This is a genomic window from Pantoea sp. WEP (assembly GCF_041678305.1).
GTDB lineage: Bacteria > Pseudomonadota > Gammaproteobacteria > Enterobacterales > Enterobacteriaceae > Pantoea > Pantoea dispersa.
In genome coordinates, this window is the sequence record NZ_JBGNXB010000001.1 from 1,281,921 (window position 1) to 1,298,700 (window position 16,780).

A 16,780-nucleotide genomic window follows, 5' to 3' on the forward strand; every position below is an offset into this window, starting at 1 on the left:
ATGACACGTTCGGTTTCGAAAAAATGGCTTGGCGGTATAGCGCTGTCGCTGAGTTTAGCGGGCGCGGCACAGGCAACAGAGCTGCTCAATAGCTCTTACGATGTGTCACGTGAACTGTTTGTTGCCCTGAATGCGCCGTTTGAACAGCAGTGGGACGCGGCGCACCCTGACGACAAGCTGACCATTAAACAGTCACATGCGGGCTCCTCAAAACAGGCGCTGGCCATTTTGCAGGGGCTGCGTGCCGATGTCGTGACCTATAATCAGGTGACCGATGTGCAGGTGCTGCACGACAAAGGCAACCTGATCCCGGCCGACTGGCAGAGTCGTCTGCCCAACAGCAGCTCACCGTTTTATTCCACCATGGCGTTCCTGGTGCGCAAGGGGAATCCAAAGCAGATTCACGACTGGGCCGATCTGGCGCGCGATAACGTGAAGCTGATTTTCCCGAATCCGAAAACCTCCGGTAACGGCCGTTACACTTATCTGGCCGCGTGGGGCGCTGCCGACCAGGCGGACGGCAAAGATCAAGCCAAAACCGAAGCGTTTATGACCAGGTTCCTGAAAAACGTCGAAGTGTTTGATACCGGCGGCCGTGGTGCCACTACCACCTTTGCCGAGCGCGGGCTCGGCGATGTGCTGATCAGCTTTGAATCGGAAGTGAACAATATCCGTAATCAGTACGGTAAAGACCAATACGAAGTGATTGTGCCGAAAACCAATATTCTCGCTGAATTCCCGGTCGCGTGGGTCGATAAGAACGTCGAACACAACGGCACGGCGGAAGCGGCGAAAGCCTATCTTAACTACCTCTACACGCCGCAGGCGCAGAAAATCATCACCGGCTTTTACTATCGCGTGAATAACCCGCAGCTGATGGCGAAGCAGAAAGATCGCTTCCCGCAGACTGCGCTGTTCAATGTTAATGACGCGTTTGGCGGCTGGCCGCAGGTGATGAAAACCCACTTCGCCAGCGGCGGTGAGCTGGATAAATTACTGGCAGCGGGGCGCGGCTGATGTTGGCTTCTGCACAGAAACGCGTTCTGCCCGGTTTTGGTCTCAGCCTCGGCACCAGCCTGCTGTTTACCTGCCTGATTCTGCTGCTGCCGATCAGCGCGCTGATCATGCAGTTGTCGCAGATGACGCTGGCGCAGTACTGGCAGGTGATCAGCAATCCGCAACTGGTGGCGGCGTATAAAGTCACGCTGCTGTCAGCGGGCGTGGCCTCGCTGTTTAACGCGGTGTTTGGCATGCTGATGGCGTGGATTCTGACCCGCTATCGCTTTCCCGGCCGTACGCTGCTGGATGGCCTGATGGACCTGCCGTTTGCGCTGCCGACGGCGGTGGCCGGCCTGACGCTGGCCGGACTGTTTTCGGTTAACGGCTGGTACGGTCAGTGGCTGGCGCATTTTGATATCAAAGTGTCTTACACCTGGCTCGGTATCGCGGTGGCGATGGCGTTCACCAGCATTCCGTTTGTGGTGCGTACCGTGCAGCCGGTGCTGGAAGAGTTAGGCCCGGAGTATGAGGAAGCGGCGGAAACCCTCGGTGCCACGCCGTGGCAGAGTTTCCGGCGCGTGGTGCTGCCGGAAGTCGCGCCGGCGCTGCTGGCCGGGACCGCGCTGTCGTTTACCCGCAGCCTCGGTGAATTTGGCGCGGTGATCTTTATCGCCGGTAACATCGCCTGGAAAACTGAAGTGACCTCGCTGATGATTTTTGTTCGCCTGCAGGAGTTTGATTATCCGGCCGCCAGCGCCATCGCTTCGGTGATCCTCGCGGCGTCGTTGCTGCTGCTGTTTGCGATTAACACTCTGCAGAGCCGCTTTGGCCGCCGTCTGGGAGGTCACTGATGGCTGAGATTTCACAGATCAATCATGCCGAGCGTCAGCCGGTGAACTGGGGCAAATGGCTGCTGATCGGCATTGGTGTGCTGGTATCGATTGGCCTGCTGGTGGTGCCGATGGTTTCCATCTTCTGGGAGGCGCTGGGGCAGGGCATCGGCAAGGCCTTTAGCAACCTGCAGGATGGGGACATGCTGCATGCTATCTGGCTGACGGTGCTGGTGGCGCTGATTACCGTGCCGGTAAACCTGGTGTTCGGCACGCTGCTGGCCTGGCTGGTGACGCGCTTCACTTTCCCCGGTCGCCAGCTGCTGCTGACGCTGTTTGATATTCCGTTTGCCGTGTCGCCGGTGGTGGCCGGTCTGATGTATCTGCTGTTCTGGGGCGTGAACGGCCCGGCTGGCGGCTGGCTTGATGCGCACAACATCCAGGTGATGTTTGCCTGGCCGGGTATGGTGCTGGCGACGATTTTCGTTACCTGTCCGTTTGTGGTGCGCGAGCTGGTGCCGGTGATGCTGAGCCAGGGCAGCCACGAAGATGAAGCCGCCGTGCTGCTGGGCGCGTCTGGCTGGCAGATGTTCCGCCGCGTGACGCTGCCAAATATCCGCTGGGCGCTGCTGTACGGAGTGGTGCTGACCAACGCGCGCGCCATCGGCGAATTTGGTGCGGTATCGGTAGTGTCCGGCTCGATTCGCGGCGAAACCTATACCTTACCTTTACAGGTGGAATTACTGCATCAGGATTACAACACCGTGGGCGCTTTTACCGCCGCCGCGCTGCTAACCCTGATGGCAATTGTGACGCTGTTTCTGAAAAGTGTGGTGCAGTGGCGATTAGAGCATCAGCAGAAGCGCCAACAGGAGGAAAATCATGAGCATTGAGATTAAACACATTAATAAAGCATTTGGCCGCACGCCGGTGCTGAACGATATCTCTCTGGATATTCCTTCCGGCAAGATGGTGGCGCTGCTCGGACCTTCCGGTTCAGGTAAAACCACGCTGCTGCGCATTATCGCCGGGCTGGAGCACCAGAACAGCGGGCAGATCCATTTTCATGGCAAAGACGTCAGCCGCACGCACGCACGCGATCGTCAGGTCGGCTTTGTGTTTCAGCACTATGCGCTGTTCCGCCATATGACGGTGTTCGACAACATCGCCTTTGGCCTGACGGTGCTGCCGCGCCGCGAGCGTCCGAACAGCGCCGAAATTAAGCAGCGCGTTACCCGTCTGCTGGAGATGGTACAGCTGGCACATCTGGCCAACCGCTACCCGGCTCAGCTCTCCGGTGGGCAGAAACAGCGCGTGGCGCTGGCGCGTGCGCTGGCGGTTGAGCCGCAGATTCTGCTGCTGGACGAACCGTTTGGCGCGCTGGATGCCCAGGTGCGTAAAGAGCTGCGCCGCTGGCTGCGTCAGCTGCATGAAGAGCTGAAATTTACCAGCGTGTTTGTGACCCACGACCAGGAAGAAGCGATGGAAGTGGCGGATAGCGTGGTGGTAATGAGTCAGGGCAATATTGAGCAGGTGGGCGCACCGGATGACGTGTGGCGCGAACCCGCGACCCGCTTCGTGCTGGAGTTCCTCGGCGAAGTGAACCGCTTTGACGGCGAAGTGCACGGCTCGCAGTTCCATGTGGGCGCGCATCGCTGGCCGCTGGGCTATACGCCAGCGCATCAGGGCGACGTGGAGCTGTTCCTGCGTCCGTGGGAAGTGGACGTGTCACGCCAGAGTAGCCTGGAGACGCCGTTACCGGTGCAGGTGCTGGAGATCAGTCCGCGTGGCCACTTCTGGCAGCTGGTGGTTCAGCCCGTCGGCTGGCAGAGCGAGCCAATCTCGGTAGTGTTTGCCGGTGAACAGACGGCGCCGATCCGTGGCGAACGGCTGTTTGTTGGTCTGCAACAGGCACGTATCTACCAGGGCACCACGCCGCTGCGCCCGGTTGCCTTTGCCGAAAGCGCCTGATATTTTTGTCACTCCTTCGGGCGGGATTTTCCCGCCCGATTTATTTGTACTCCTTTCGGCTGGAATGACACCGTGACCACTCTGGAAAACACCATCGGCAATACGCCGCTGATTAAGTTGCAGCGCCTGACGCCGGATAACGGCAGTGAAATCTGGCTCAAGCTGGAAGGCAACAATCCGGCAGGTTCGGTGAAAGATCGCGCGGCCTGGTCGATGATCCACCACGCTGAGTTGCGGGGTGAAATCCAGCCCGGCGACACGCTGATTGAGGCCACCAGCGGCAATACCGGCATTGCGCTGGCGATGATTGCCGCGCTGAAAGGCTACCGGTTACGCCTGCTGATGCCGGAGAACATGAGCCAGGAGCGTCAGGATGCGATGCGCGCCTACGGGGCTGAGCTGGTTTTGGTGACACGCGAGCAGGGCATGGAGGGCGCACGCGATCTGGCGCAGGCCATGGCGCAGCGCGGTGAAGGCAAAGTGCTGGATCAGTTTAATAATCCCGACAACCCGCTCGGCCATTATCTCACCACCGGTCCGGAGATCTGGCAGCAAAGCCACGGTCATATGACACATTTTGTCTCCAGCATGGGCACCACCGGCACCATCAGCGGCGTCGGACGCTATCTGAAAGAGTTTGCCCCGGCGGTGAAAGTGATTGGTTTGCAGCCGCAGGAGGGCAGCAGTATTCCCGGTATTCGTCGCTGGCCGGCGGCCTATCTGCCGGGGATTTATCGCCCGGAGCTGGTGGATGAAGTGATAGATATGGCGCAGCAGGAGGCAGAAGAGACCATGCGCGCGCTGGCGCAGCGCGAAGGCATTTTCTGCGGCGTCAGTTCAGGTGGGGCTGTGGCTGGCGCATTGCGCATCGCGACGGCGCAGCCGGGCAGTGTGGTTGTCGCCATTGTCTGCGATCGCGGCGATCGCTATCTCTCCACCGGCGTTTTTCACCGCTAGTTCCTCCCGCCTGTTTCTGGCTTCGTGCGCCCTGTGACGCGGCGTACGGGCCATTTTTGTCTATAGTCTCCCTAAGCATGTTCTGACGCGGTCACTGTAAGGATCGCGTAAAACCGGCTGCTTTCCCGCGGCACTCAGGACAAAATAGCGGCAATTTTGTACGAGAGAAAAAGATGAAAATCCTGCTTGTTGATGACGATGTTGAACTTGGCACCATGCTGAGCCAGTACCTGATTGCCGAAGGTTTTGAAACCCAGCTGGTGCTGACCGGCAGCGCCGGGATTGAAGGGGCGTTATCCGGACACTACACCGCGATGATTCTCGACATCATGCTGCCGGATATGAGCGGTATTGATGTGCTACGTCAGGTGCGGCAGAACAGCCGCCTGCCGGTGATTATGCTGACGGCGAAGGGCGACAATATCGATCGCGTTATCGGCCTGGAGATGGGCGCGGATGACTACGTGCCCAAACCCTGCTATCCGCGCGAGCTGGTGGCGCGTCTGCGCGCGGTGCTGCGTCGCTTTGAAGATCAGGCACCGGTGCCGGATAAGAAAGAGGTCCTGCGCTGGGGCGATCTCAGCCTGAACCCGGCCACGCGTATCACGGAGTGGCAGGGCAAAGCTTTTGATCTCACCGCGTCGGAGTTCAATCTGCTGGATCTGCTGCTGCGCGCACCGGACCGCGTGGTGTCCAAAGATGAGCTGTCGGAGAAGGGGCTGGGCCGTCCGCGTGAAGCTTACGATCGCAGCGTGGACGTGCACATCAGCAATATCCGTCAGAAGCTGGCTGCGCTGACCGCAGACAGCGTGAATATTGAAACCGTGCGCAGCATTGGTTATCGCATTCGATGAAACACAGCTACCGTGGCCGCATGTTCTGGAAGATCCTGCTGGGCTTCTGGATTGTGTTTGTGATTATCAGCCAGCTGCTGTGGCTGGGCTTTACCTTGTCAGGAAACCGTCACGAGCCGCCGGAGATTGTGGCGGTGCGTCGGATCGTTAATCTGCAAATGGCTTCGGCGGTATCGGTACTGGAGCGCGGCGGCCCCAGCTCGCTCGACGATATGATGGCCGACTGGGAGCCGAACGATCGCCAGTTTTTCTCGGTGATTCAGCACGCCAGACCGGCCACTACGCCGGACAATGCGCCGCCCGAGACCTTTAATCAGCCGTTTCACGGGCCGTTTCCGCAGGTGATTGTGCGCTGGGTGAAGGGCGCTGACGGTAAAGAGTACGAACTGCGCTATGACGTAAAAGGGCTGCGTGAAGACAGTTCAATGGGCGGCGGAGGCCCGCGTCGTATTCTGAATATCCCCGAGCCGATGTTTACCTTTGCCGGCGCGCTGGGGCTGCTGTTCAGTCTGCTGCTGGCGTGGAACCTGACGCGACCAATGCGTCAGCTGCGCGAGGGGTTTGCCCGCGTGTCGCGCGGTGATTTGTCGGTGCGGCTCTATCCGGTGATGCGCCGCCGACATGATGAGCTGTCGATTGTGGCCCAGGATTTTGATGCGATGGTGGAGCGGCTGGATACGCTGGTGAAAGCGCGTGAAGAGCTGCTGCATGATATCTCCCACGAGCTGCGCTCCCCGCTGGCGCGCCTGCAGTTAGCCACCGGTCTGGCGCGTCAGACGCCGGAGTCGGTAGCCTCCTCACTGAATCGCATCGACGAGGAGGCGCGCCGTCTGGATAAGATGATCGGCGAACTGCTGACGCTGTCGCGCGCTGAGCATGAGAGCATGCCTGGCGAGCAGTATTTTGACCTGACCGGTCTGCTGCATGCGGTGGTAACCGATGTGCGCTACGAAGCGCAGATCCCCGGTGTGCACGTAGATTTTCTGGTGGATGAGAACGCGGATTACACCGTGCGCGGTAATGCTGAGCTGATCCGCCGCGGCGTGGAGAATGTGCTGCGCAACGCGCTGCGTTTCTCGCATCAGGGGCAGCATATCAGCGTGCAGTTGCAGGCGGAGAATCAGTGGCTGGCGATTCGCGTGCGCGATCAGGGGCCGGGCGTGGATGATGAGAAGCTGTCGAGTATCTTTGATCCGTTCGTTCGGGTGAATTCACCGCTAATGGGCAAAGGCTACGGGCTGGGGCTGTCGATTGTGCGCAAAGTGGTTCTGGCCCATCACGGCGAAGTTCAGGCGTTGAACCGTCCGGAAGGCGGGCTGGAAGTGACGCTGCGGCTGCCGCGCTGGAAGCAGGCGTAAATCATCACGTCAGGCGCAGGCGGTCAGGACGACCGGACAGATCGCAAAGACGGCATAAACCGTCCCTGGGCCTCGGCCCGCGCCATCCATGGCGCGGGACGCTTTGCTCCTCTGCCCGGTCGTCCTGCCCTCAAACAGGCACGGTGCGCTTTGCCAGAAGCGCTCGCCTGCAAATCATTCATCAGCGTGTGAAGCAAACAAAAACGGCACCCATTGGGTGCCGTTTTCACGCAATCAGCGCGGTTTACTTCCTGATGCGGATAACCGGCGTTTCGCCCACGGTAACCTGACCGGAGAGTTTCACCAGGTCTTTGATCTCATCCATATTCGAGATCACGACCGGGGTCAGCGTGGATTTGGCTTTCTCTTCCAGCAGCGGCAGATCAAACTCGATCACCACATCGCCTTTTTTCACTTTCTGGCCTTCTTCAGCGATGCGTTTGAAGCCTTCACCTTTCAGTTCTACCGTGTCGATACCGAAGTGCACGAACAGTTCGATGCCGTTATCAGACTCGATAGAAAATGCGTGGTTGGTTTCGAAAATCTTGCCGATAGTACCATCCACTGGTGCAACCATTTTGTTGCCAGTAGGTTTGATGGCGATACCATCACCGACGATTTTCTCTGCGAATACCACATCAGGTACGTCTTCGATATTCACGATTTCGCCTGACAGAGGCGCAACGATATCGATAGTCCCTGACGCGCTCTCTGATTTATCGCCAAAAAGTTTAGAAAACAAACCCATGATCTTCTCCTAAGCAGTAATTTGGGGCCAGCGTCTCGTGGATCAGCAGAGCGTTTTTTCTTTGATGAACTTGTTCACCAGGTTCATCAAATCTTCCGCTGTGGGTTGAGCCAGAGCCTGCTCTGCCAGTGCCTTCGCATCTTCGAAATTGGTATTGCGAATGATCTTCTTGATGCTTGGGATTGAAATGGCACTCATGCTGAATTCGTCCAGCCCCATTCCCAGTAACAGTAGTGTAGCACGTTCATCACCAGCCAGCTCACCACACATGCCGGTCCATTTCCCTTCGGCATGTGATGCGTCGATCACTTGCTTGATGAGGCCCAGTACAGATGGCGTCATTGGGTTATAGAGGTGTGAAATCAAATCATTACCACGATCGACCGCCAGAGTATACTGCGTCAGGTCATTTGTCCCAATACTAAAGAAGTCGACTTCTTTCGCCAGATGGCGGGCAATCACTGCGGAAGCCGGGGTTTCCACCATGATGCCCACTTCAATGGACTCATCAAAGGCTTTACCTTCTTCACGCAGTTGTGCCTTCAGCATCTCCAGCTCAGCCTTCAGGAAGCGCACTTCTTCAACCGAAATGATCATCGGGAACATGATGCGCAGTTTGCCGAAGGAAGACGCACGCAGAATGGCGCGCAGCTGGGCATGCAGAATCTCTTTGCGGTCCATGGCGATACGAATCGCACGCCAGCCGAGGAACGGGTTCTCTTCTTTTGGCAGGTTCATGTACGGCAGATCTTTGTCGCCGCCGATGTCCATGGTACGCACGATCACGGCCTGGGAACCCATCGCTTCCGCCACGGCTTTGTAAGCCTGGAACTGCTCTTCTTCGCTTGGCAGCGAATCGCGGTCCATGAACAGGAATTCAGTACGGTACAGACCTACACCTTCCGCGCCGTTGCGCTCAGCACCGGCGACATCACGCACGGTACCGATGTTGGCGCACACTTCAACCTGGTGGCCGTCCAGCGTAATCGCTGGCAGATCTTTCAGTTTCGCCAGCTCGTGCTTCTCAGACAGATACTGCGTCTGAATCGCTTTCAGCTCTTCCTGCACGTCGTCGGTCGGATTGACGTAAATCTTGTTGTTCACGCCATCGATAATCAGGAAATCACCGTTTTTCACGGTAGCGGTCACGTTACCGGTGCCGACAATCGCTGGCAGCTCCAGCGAACGCGCCATGATCGAGGTGTGTGAAGTACGGCCACCCAGATCGGTAATAAAGCCCAGCACCTTTTTCAGGTTCAGCTGTGCGGTTTCAGATGGCGTCAGATCTTTCGCCACCAGAATGGATTCGTCAGCAATGGCGCTCAGGTCAACGATATGCAGACCCAGAATGTTCTGCAGCAGACGCTTGCCGATGTCTCGTACGTCAGCCGCGCGCTCTTTCAGATATTCGTCGTCGAGCTCTTCCAGCGCTTTCGCCTGGCCGTCAACCACAGAGTGGGCGGCGGCGTCAGCGGTTACGTGATCTTTTTTAATCAGGTCGATGATTTCCTGCTCAAGCTCTTCGTCTTCGAGCAGCATGATGTGACCTTCAAAGATCGCCGCTTTCTCTTCACCGAAGGTTTCACCGGCTTTCACACGGATGGCTTCAAGCTGCCCGGCTGCTTTGCTGCGACCGTCGAGGAAGCGCTGAACTTCCTGCTCAACCTGGTCGTCAGTAATCTTTTTACGGCTGATGACGATCTCGTCTTCCTTCAGCAGCAGTGCTTTGCCGAAAGCGATACCCGGTGATGCTAAAATGCCTGAAATCATAACCCTACCTTTTAATCACGATGGCTCATTGACCCAATGCGTTGCCACTGTCGCGGAGCAGTACTCTAAGGAAGCAATAACGCGGACAGGTTGTCCGCGATCAACATAATTGCACTCAATGGGGCAAAGGAGTCGGTTTAATGGCTTGCCGGAGCGGAATTACTCCAGTTCAGCCATCAGTTTGACCAGATGCTCAACCGCCTGCTGCTCGTCTTCACCTTCTGCAGAAAGCGTAACAACCGTACCCTGAGTCAGACCCAGAGTCTGCAGTTTGAACAGGCTTTTCGCGCTGGCAGATTTGCCGTTAGAGGTCACGGTGATTTCAGACTGGAAAGCCTTCGCTTCTTTCACGAACTGAGCTGCAGGACGGGTATGGAGGCCGTTAGGTGCGGTAATGGTAACTTCTTGCTGGAACATTCTATTTCCCCAACTTTATCAGGTTTGGTGTTATGGATCTAAAGTCTAGCCTGGAGCCGTAACTTTAGCCTGTGTAGGTGCGCTGGTACGGCATCACGCTGACCAAAAAATGCGCTTGAATGAAAAAGTCATTTTTTCGATGACGGATCAAAACTGCTGCAATACGTCACTTTGCTGATTATGCCGTGATTCGCCGTTTCACCAAATCAGTAAATCGATTCAGCTTGATCCACTTCAAAGGCAGATTAATTTCAGGCACCGAAATAATTGGCTGCTTAAATACCAGAGCCGCATCACTGAAATCAATCTGCCCGGTGGTAAAAGTGAGATCTGCGCCACAAAAAAGCACCCATTTGGGTGCTTTTTTCATCATTTTCAGACTCTGGCGTTTACTGCTGCAGCTCTTTTTCGGTGAACAGATCGGCAAACAGTGCGGTACTGAGATAGCGTTCGCCGGAAGAGGGCAGAATCACCACGATATTTTTATTGGCGAAGGCTTCATCTTCCTGCAGCTTAAGGGCAGCCGCCACCGCTGCACCGGAAGAGATACCGGCCAGAATGCCTTCCTCTTCCATCAGCTGACGCGCGGTGCTGATCGCTTCTTCATTGGTGATGGCCACCACGCGGTCAATCAGTTTCAGGTCAAGGTTGCCCGGAATAAAACCGGCACCGATGCCCTGAATCTTGTGCGGGCCCGGTTTGATCTCTTCTCCCGCCAGCGCCTGTGCGATAACCGGGGAATCCGTAGGCTCAACGGCCACGGTGATCAAATCCTGCTTGCCTTTGGTGTTCTTGATGTAGCGGCTCACGCCGGTCAGCGTACCGCCGGTGCCCACGCCGGCAATGAAAACGTCTACGGCGCCGTCAGTGTCTTCCCAGATCTCCGGGCCAGTAGTCTTTTCGTGAATTTCCGGGTTGGCCGGGTTGCTGAACTGCTGCAGCAGCACATATTTGTCCGGATCGCTGGCAACAATCTCTTCTGCTTTAGCGATGGCGCCCTTCATGCCTTTTGGCCCTTCGGTCAGCACCAGATTGGCGCCCAGCGCTTTCAGCAGCTTGCGACGTTCAATCGACATGGTCTCAGGCATGGTCAGCGTCAGCTTATAGCCGCGCGCAGCGGCGACATAGGCCAGCGCAATGCCGGTGTTGCCGCTGGTTGGCTCTACCAGCTCAACGCCCGGTTTCAGAATACCGCGTTTTTCTGCGTCCCAAATCATATTGGCACCGATACGGCATTTAACGCTGAAGCTCGGGTTACGCGACTCGACCTTCGCCAGAATGCGTCCATTACCGATGCGGTTCAGTCGAACCAGCGGCGTATGACCAATTGTCAGAGAGTTGTCTTCATAGATCTTACTCATAGCCCGTCCTTAACTGTATGAAATATTGGGAACCCTCAGAGCATACCTGTTCTGACCCCCGGCGGAAGGAAAGAAATCGTATATCTATATAGCCTGCGACCATAAGCCTGATGCAAAAATGCATAAGGCTTTTTGATGCATTATAGATGACGCGCATGCTGGCTGCGGTAGCGATCGACCCACATGGCGGTCGCGCCGCATACCGCGACCGGCATGATGGCGAGATTGAGGATCGGAATCATGGTGAACAGACTGACCAGCGCGCCAAACTGCATATTGGCGGTTTTATGCTGACGCAGCGCGTTACGCATCTGAGGAAAACTGACTTTGTGGTTGTCGAACGGATAGTCGCAATATTGTATCGATAGCATCCAGGCGCTAAACAGAAACCACAACACCGGCGCCACGGTCTGGCCAAAGCCGGGGATAAAATAGAGCAGCAGCAGGCCCAGTGCGCGCGGCAAATAGTAGCCGAGCTTCTGTAACTCGCGCTTCATGATGCGCGGGATGTCTTTCATCATGCCGAGCCAGCCACTGTCCGGCAGGGGTTTTCCGGTCAGACGTCCTTCCAGCTGCTCCGCCAGCAGGCCGCAAAACGGCGCGGCAATCCAGTTGGCGATGGTGGAGAAGAAATAGCTGAATACCAGCACAATCGAAATTACCGACAGCGGCCACAGCAGATAGCTCAGCCACTGCAGCCAGTCCGGCACGTGCGACATCAGCTGTGGAATCCACTGGCCGAGGCGCTGAAACAGCCAGATAAACGCACCGCCCAGCAGCACAATGTTCACCAGCAGCGGGATGATGACGTAGCGGCGGATACCGGGCAGGCGCACCAGTTTCCAGCCCTGGGCAAAATAATGAATACCATTCATGGATGAGACCGAATTCTCAGCGGGCATAGCGAGCCTTTCTCCTTTATGTAGCGGCGCCAACATCATAACCTGGCTTTTTATCGGTGACAGGCGCACTTTGCGCGAAAAAACAGCAAAAAAGCGTGGGGCAGCTATCTTATTTGTCAGAAAATACTGCACAGACTTGCACTTGTGTAGCTGGGCAAATACAGTTAGAGGATAAAGTTTGCCGTGGTGGCAAGGTATTGGAACAACAGAGAATACAATGATGCAGGATTTGCGTCTGATATTAATCGTTGTTGGCGCGATCGCCATAATAGCGCTGCTTCTTCACGGACTGTGGACCAGCCGTAAAGAGCGCTCTTCCGTGTTTCGCGATCGCCCGCACAAACGTCTGAAACAGCGTGAAGAAGCGGATGACGATGATCTGCTGAACAGCGAAGACGATGGCGTCGGCGAAGTACGCGTGCGTCGTCAGCGTGATGCCGAAGACGAGCCGCCGTTCGATGCGCCGGTCACCAAACCTGCAGCTCCGCGTGCGCCGGAACCGGTGCGTCAGCCGTTCCCACGCCAGGAAACGCCGTTAAGCGGCGATCCGCTGCTGGACGATGAGCCGGTACGTCAGCCTGCACCTGCGCCACAACCGCAGGCGCCGGTGGCGCAGCCCGTGCCACAGCCACAACCGATTCAGGCCGATCCGCTGCTGGATAATGAACCGCTGTCCGCCACCCAGCCGGCACCGGAGTTTACCGCCGCCGAGCCGGAGGTTAAACAACCTGAACCTGCGCCTGTGCAGGAAGCTGCACCGCAACCGCAGCCCGCTGCGCCGGGTAGTAAAAAAGAAGCGGTGCTGGTGTTGCACGTTGCCGCGCATGCCGGTGGCGCACTGAACGGTGAAGCGCTGCTGCAGGGCATTCTGCAGGCCGGCTTCCAGTTTGGTGAAATGAACATTTTCCATCGCCATCTCAGCCCGGCCGGCAGCGGTCCGGTGCTGTTCAGCCTGGCAAACATGGTTAAACCGGGTTCGTTCAATCCGGATGAAATGGGCGATTTCACCACGCCGGGCGTCTCGATCTTTATGATGGTGCCGTCCTACGGTGACGCCAATCAGAACTTTAAGCTGATGCTGCAATCGGCACAGCGCATCGCCGATGATGTCGGTGGCGTGGTGCTGGATGATGAGCGTCGCATGATGACACCACAAAAGCTGGAAACCTATAAATCACGCATCCGCGAGGTTATTGGCTAAGCGCCGCCAGCAGTATCACCCTTTAACTAAATAACCCCCGCTTGCCGGGGGTTTTTTATCGGACGAGAGAATATGACATCGGTTCAGGAGCAGATCACCGCGCTGCGCACCACGTTACGCCACCACGAATACCTCTATCACGTGATGGATACGCCGGAAATCCCGGATGCAGAATATGACCGATTGATGCGCGAACTGCGTGAGCTGGAGAGCGCGCATCCCGATTTAATCACCCCGGATTCTCCCACCCAGCGCGTGGGCGCGGCACCGCTTGCCACCTTTGAACAGGTGCGCCACGAAGTGCCGATGCTGTCGCTCGATAACACCTTTGATGAAGCCGGATTTCTTGCCTTCAATAAGCGCGTGCAGGATCGCCTGAAAAGCACTGACGATCTCACCTATTGCTGCGAGCTGAAGCTGGATGGTCTGGCAGTAAGTTTACTGTATGAAAACGGCCTGCTGGTGCGTGCCGCCACGCGCGGCGATGGCACCACCGGTGAAAACATCACGGCGAACGTGCGCACCATTCACGCCATTCCGCTGCGCCTGCACGGCGACAATATTCCGGCGCGGGTAGAAGTGCGCGGCGAAGTATTCATGACCGAAAGCGGCTTTGAGAAGCTGAATGAGGAAGCACGACGCACCGGCGGCAAAGTGTTTGCCAACCCGCGTAATGCGGCGGCCGGCTCGCTGCGCCAGCTCGATCCGCGTATCACCGCGAAACGTCCGCTGACCTTCTTCTGCTACGGCTTTGGCCTGCTGGAGGGCGGCGAAATGCCTGCCAGCCACTGGCAGCGTCTGCAACAGTTTAAGGCCTGGGGATTACCGGTCAGCGAGCGGATTCGCCTGGTGCACACCGCGGATGAAGTGCTGGCGTTTTATCGCCAGGTTGAGCAGGACCGTCCGTCACTCGGCTTTGATATTGACGGCGTGGTGATCAAAGTCGACTCGCAGGCGCTGCAGGAGCAGCTGGGCTTTGTGGCGCGCGCACCGCGCTGGGCGGTGGCATTCAAGTTCCCGGCGCAGGAGCAGATGACGATCGTGCGCGACGTCGAGTTTCAGGTTGGACGTACCGGCGCGATTACGCCGGTGGCGCGCCTCGAACCGGTGCAGGTCGCGGGCGTGATAGTCAGTAATGCAACGCTGCACAACGCCGATGAAATCGCCCGGCTGGGGCTGCGTATCGGTGACAAAGTGGTGATTCGTCGCGCCGGTGACGTGATTCCGCAGGTGGTTAACGTGGTGGAATCTGAGCGTCCGGCGGATGCGCGCGAGATTGTGTTTCCCAGCCACTGTCCGGTTTGCGGCTCTGACGTAGAGCGTGTGGAAGGCGAAGCCGTAACGCGCTGTACCGGCGGGCTGATTTGCGGCGCGCAGCGTAAAGAAGCGCTGAAGCACTTTGTCTCACGCCGTGCGATGGACGTGGACGGCATGGGCGATAAAATCATCGACCAGCTGGTGGAAAAAGAGTACGTCAAAACCCCGGCCGACCTGTTCCGTCTCACCGCCGGCAAGCTGACCGGACTGGACCGCATGGGGCCCAAATCGGCGCAAAACGTGGTGGATGCGCTGGAAAAAGCCAAATTCACCACGCTGCCGCGCTTCCTGTATGCGCTCGGCATCCGCGAAGTGGGCGAGGCGACGGCGGCCAACCTGGCGAACCACTTTGGCGAGCTGGAAAAGGTCATGAACGCCGATCTCGATGCGCTAATCGCGGTACAGGACGTCGGCAAAGTGGTGGCAGCGCACGTGCGCAACTTCATGGAAGAGGAGAGCAACCGTGAAGTGATCCGCCAGCTGACGGAGGAGGTGGGCGTGCACTGGCCGGCGGTGGTAGTGGTCAAAGCCGAAGAGATCGACAGCCCGTTTGCCGGAAAAACCGTGGTACTGACTGGCTCGCTGTCGCAGATGAACCGTGACGATGCCAAAGCGCGGCTGACGGCGCTGGGGGCCAAAGTCAGCGGCAGCGTATCGAAAAAAACCGATCTGCTGATCGCCGGTGAGGCCGCCGGTTCCAAGCTGGCAAAAGCGCAGGAGCTGGGGATTGCGGTGATCGATGAAGCCGAAATGATTCGGTTACTGGGCGCCTGAGATGGATAAGCAGCAGCTGGTTGAGATTGCCAATACCGCGATGCCGTTTGGCAAATACAAAGGGCGGATGCTGATCGATGTGCCGGAAGAGTATCTGCTGTGGTTTGCGCGTAAAAATGAGTTTCCCGCCGGCAAACTGGGTGAGCTGATGCAGCTGACGCTGGCGATCAAAATCGAAGGCTTACAGGGCTTAGTTAAACCGCTCAAGCGCAGTGAATAAGTGACAGGCCCGCAATTGCGGGCCTGATGTTTTATGACTTCTGCGCTTCAATCTGTTGCTTCGCCAGCTTCTTCTCATTGCCGGCTTTATAGCGCTGGGCAATGAACGAGCACACCATCAGCTGGACCTGATGGAAGATCATCAGCGGCAGGACAATAATCCCCACTGCGCTGGCCGGGAACAGGATGTTGGCCATTGGTACACCGTTTGCCAGGCTCTTTTTCGAGCCGCAAAACAGCACCACAATCTCATCCGCACGGCTAAAGCCAAACAGCCGGGAAGCGCCAAGGTTGATGGCCAGTGCGACGAACAGAATCAGCAGGCTGCCAGCCAGAATCCACAGCAGGGTATCAACGCCGACGCGATGCCAGATGCCGTTAACCACCGCTTCACTGAACGCCGAATAGACCACCAGCAGAATCGAGGTTTGATCGGTTTTGCCAATCAGGCTGCGATGCTTCTCCACCCAGCCACCAATCCAGCGGCGTGCCAGGTGGCCCAGCACAAAGGGCACCAGCAGCTGCAGCATGATTTTACCAATCTGCTCCAGACCGTTACCCGGCGCATCGCTGTGCACATTCATCACCAGGTTAACCAGCAGCGGCGAAATAAAGACGCCCAGCAGACTGGAGGCGGAGGCAGCACACACCGCCGCGGCAACGTTACCGCCCGCCATGGAGGTGAAAGCAATCGCGGACTGCACCGTCGCCGGCAGGATACACAGGTAGAGGAAACCGGTGTAGATCTCCGCGCCGACGTTGACCGGATGCCACCACACCAGCAGCAGGCCAAGGATCGGGAAAATCACGAAGGTACTGCACATAATCCACAGATGCAGCCGCCAGTGGCTGCTGCCGGCGATGATCTTCTCGCGCGACAGTTTGGCACCGTGCATGAAGAACAGCAGGGCGATGGCCGCGGTGGTCAGGTATTCGAAGAAATCGACAAACCCGCCTTTGGCCGGGAAGAAGCTGGCCAGCAGCACGGTGATGATGAGTTTGACCATCATCGGGTCAAGTCGTAAAAAGCCCATTGTTACAATCCGGTTAAATGTAATAAATGATGTTGCTGATTGTGCGTCAGTCGCGTTTAGAAATAAAA

At 57.2% G+C, this 16,780-nt stretch carries 17 protein-coding genes; 10 read left to right on the forward strand and 7 right to left on the reverse strand.

The features are described from left to right. The 7 genes from ABVR31_RS05830 to ABVR31_RS05860 all read left to right on the forward strand — a co-directional run bounded on the left by ABVR31_RS05830 (position 1) and on the right by ABVR31_RS05860 (position 6,969). Positions 1–1,017 carry a sulfate ABC transporter substrate-binding protein gene (locus tag ABVR31_RS05830; protein ID WP_372772076.1) on the forward strand — a complete coding sequence of 339 codons (1,017 nt, stop codon included), beginning with the start codon at positions 1–3 and terminating at the stop codon, positions 1,015–1,017. Next, the gene (gene cysT, locus ABVR31_RS05835; RefSeq protein WP_021508075.1) at positions 1,017–1,850 is read left to right on the forward strand and encodes a sulfate/thiosulfate ABC transporter permease CysT; all 834 of its coding nucleotides are present in this window, start codon (positions 1,017–1,019) and stop codon (positions 1,848–1,850) included. The genes ABVR31_RS05830 and cysT overlap by 1 nt, the downstream gene beginning before the upstream one ends. After that, complete coding sequence (cysW, locus tag ABVR31_RS05840; protein ID WP_021508076.1) at positions 1,850–2,722, forward strand: sulfate/thiosulfate ABC transporter permease CysW; 873 nt, start codon at positions 1,850–1,852, stop codon at positions 2,720–2,722. The genes cysT and cysW overlap by 1 nt, the downstream gene beginning before the upstream one ends. Further along, complete coding sequence (cysA, locus tag ABVR31_RS05845) at positions 2,712–3,800, forward strand: sulfate/thiosulfate ABC transporter ATP-binding protein CysA (protein WP_058770811.1); 1,089 nt, start codon at positions 2,712–2,714, stop codon at positions 3,798–3,800. The genes cysW and cysA overlap by 11 nt, the downstream gene beginning before the upstream one ends. Positions 3,801–3,872: 72 nt before the next feature. Next, a complete protein-coding gene (cysM, locus tag ABVR31_RS05850; protein ID WP_372772079.1) occupies positions 3,873–4,757 on the forward strand; it encodes a cysteine synthase CysM in 885 nt (294 codons plus the stop codon). Between the two features lie 173 nt (positions 4,758–4,930). Continuing rightward, positions 4,931–5,611, forward strand: coding sequence for a response regulator transcription factor (locus ABVR31_RS05855; RefSeq protein ID WP_021508079.1), 681 nt, complete (start codon positions 4,931–4,933; stop codon positions 5,609–5,611). Continuing rightward, complete coding sequence (locus ABVR31_RS05860; RefSeq protein ID WP_372772081.1) at positions 5,608–6,969, forward strand: ATP-binding protein; 1,362 nt, start codon at positions 5,608–5,610, stop codon at positions 6,967–6,969. Before ABVR31_RS05855 ends, ABVR31_RS05860 begins: the two co-directional genes overlap by 4 nt. Before the next feature lie 244 nt (positions 6,970–7,213). Here the strand turns inward: ABVR31_RS05860 and crr are convergent, their stop codons facing one another. The 6 genes from crr to cysZ all read right to left on the reverse strand — a co-directional run bounded on the left by crr (position 7,214) and on the right by cysZ (position 12,167). Continuing rightward, on the reverse strand, positions 7,214–7,717 hold the full coding sequence (gene crr / locus ABVR31_RS05865; protein ID WP_010617547.1) for a PTS glucose transporter subunit IIA: 504 nt from the start codon (positions 7,715–7,717) through the stop codon (positions 7,214–7,216). A 42-nt stretch (positions 7,718–7,759) separates the two neighbouring features. Beyond that, positions 7,760–9,487 carry a phosphoenolpyruvate-protein phosphotransferase PtsI gene (ptsI, locus tag ABVR31_RS05870; RefSeq protein WP_125309124.1) on the reverse strand — a complete coding sequence of 576 codons (1,728 nt, stop codon included), beginning with the start codon at positions 9,485–9,487 and terminating at the stop codon, positions 7,760–7,762. 159 nt (positions 9,488–9,646) lie between these two features. Continuing rightward, positions 9,647–9,904: a phosphocarrier protein Hpr gene (gene ptsH / locus ABVR31_RS05875; RefSeq protein WP_007889063.1), complete on the reverse strand. Its 258-nt coding sequence runs from the start codon at positions 9,902–9,904 to the stop codon at positions 9,647–9,649. A 178-nt stretch (positions 9,905–10,082) separates the two neighbouring features. Continuing rightward, positions 10,083–10,277 carry a hypothetical protein gene (locus ABVR31_RS05880; protein WP_021508082.1) on the reverse strand — a complete coding sequence of 65 codons (195 nt, stop codon included), beginning with the start codon at positions 10,275–10,277 and terminating at the stop codon, positions 10,083–10,085. A 16-nt stretch (positions 10,278–10,293) separates the two neighbouring features. Next, positions 10,294–11,265: a cysteine synthase A gene (gene cysK, locus ABVR31_RS05885; protein ID WP_021508083.1), complete on the reverse strand. Its 972-nt coding sequence runs from the start codon at positions 11,263–11,265 to the stop codon at positions 10,294–10,296. Between the two features lie 140 nt (positions 11,266–11,405). Continuing rightward, positions 11,406–12,167 carry a sulfate transporter CysZ gene (gene cysZ / locus ABVR31_RS05890; RefSeq protein ID WP_127834407.1) on the reverse strand — a complete coding sequence of 254 codons (762 nt, stop codon included), beginning with the start codon at positions 12,165–12,167 and terminating at the stop codon, positions 11,406–11,408. A 217-nt stretch (positions 12,168–12,384) separates the two neighbouring features. On the opposite strand from cysZ, the gene zipA reads away from it, so the two are divergent. From zipA to ABVR31_RS05905, 3 genes are all read left to right on the forward strand, one after another. Beyond that, positions 12,385–13,368, forward strand: a complete 984-nt coding sequence (zipA, locus tag ABVR31_RS05895) for a cell division protein ZipA (RefSeq protein ID WP_371221971.1) — start codon at positions 12,385–12,387, stop codon at positions 13,366–13,368. 72 nt (positions 13,369–13,440) lie between these two features. Then, positions 13,441–15,459: an NAD-dependent DNA ligase LigA gene (ligA, locus tag ABVR31_RS05900; RefSeq protein WP_215480571.1), complete on the forward strand. Its 2,019-nt coding sequence runs from the start codon at positions 13,441–13,443 to the stop codon at positions 15,457–15,459. A 1-nt stretch (position 15,460) separates the two neighbouring features. Next, positions 15,461–15,679: a DUF3820 family protein gene (locus ABVR31_RS05905; RefSeq protein WP_021508087.1), complete on the forward strand. Its 219-nt coding sequence runs from the start codon at positions 15,461–15,463 to the stop codon at positions 15,677–15,679. A gap of 31 nt (positions 15,680–15,710) precedes the next feature. Here the strand turns inward: ABVR31_RS05905 and ABVR31_RS05910 are convergent, their stop codons facing one another. Next, positions 15,711–16,712, reverse strand: a complete 1,002-nt coding sequence (locus ABVR31_RS05910; RefSeq protein ID WP_021508088.1) for a bile acid:sodium symporter family protein — start codon at positions 16,710–16,712, stop codon at positions 15,711–15,713. Positions 16,713–16,780 lie beyond the last annotated feature (68 nt).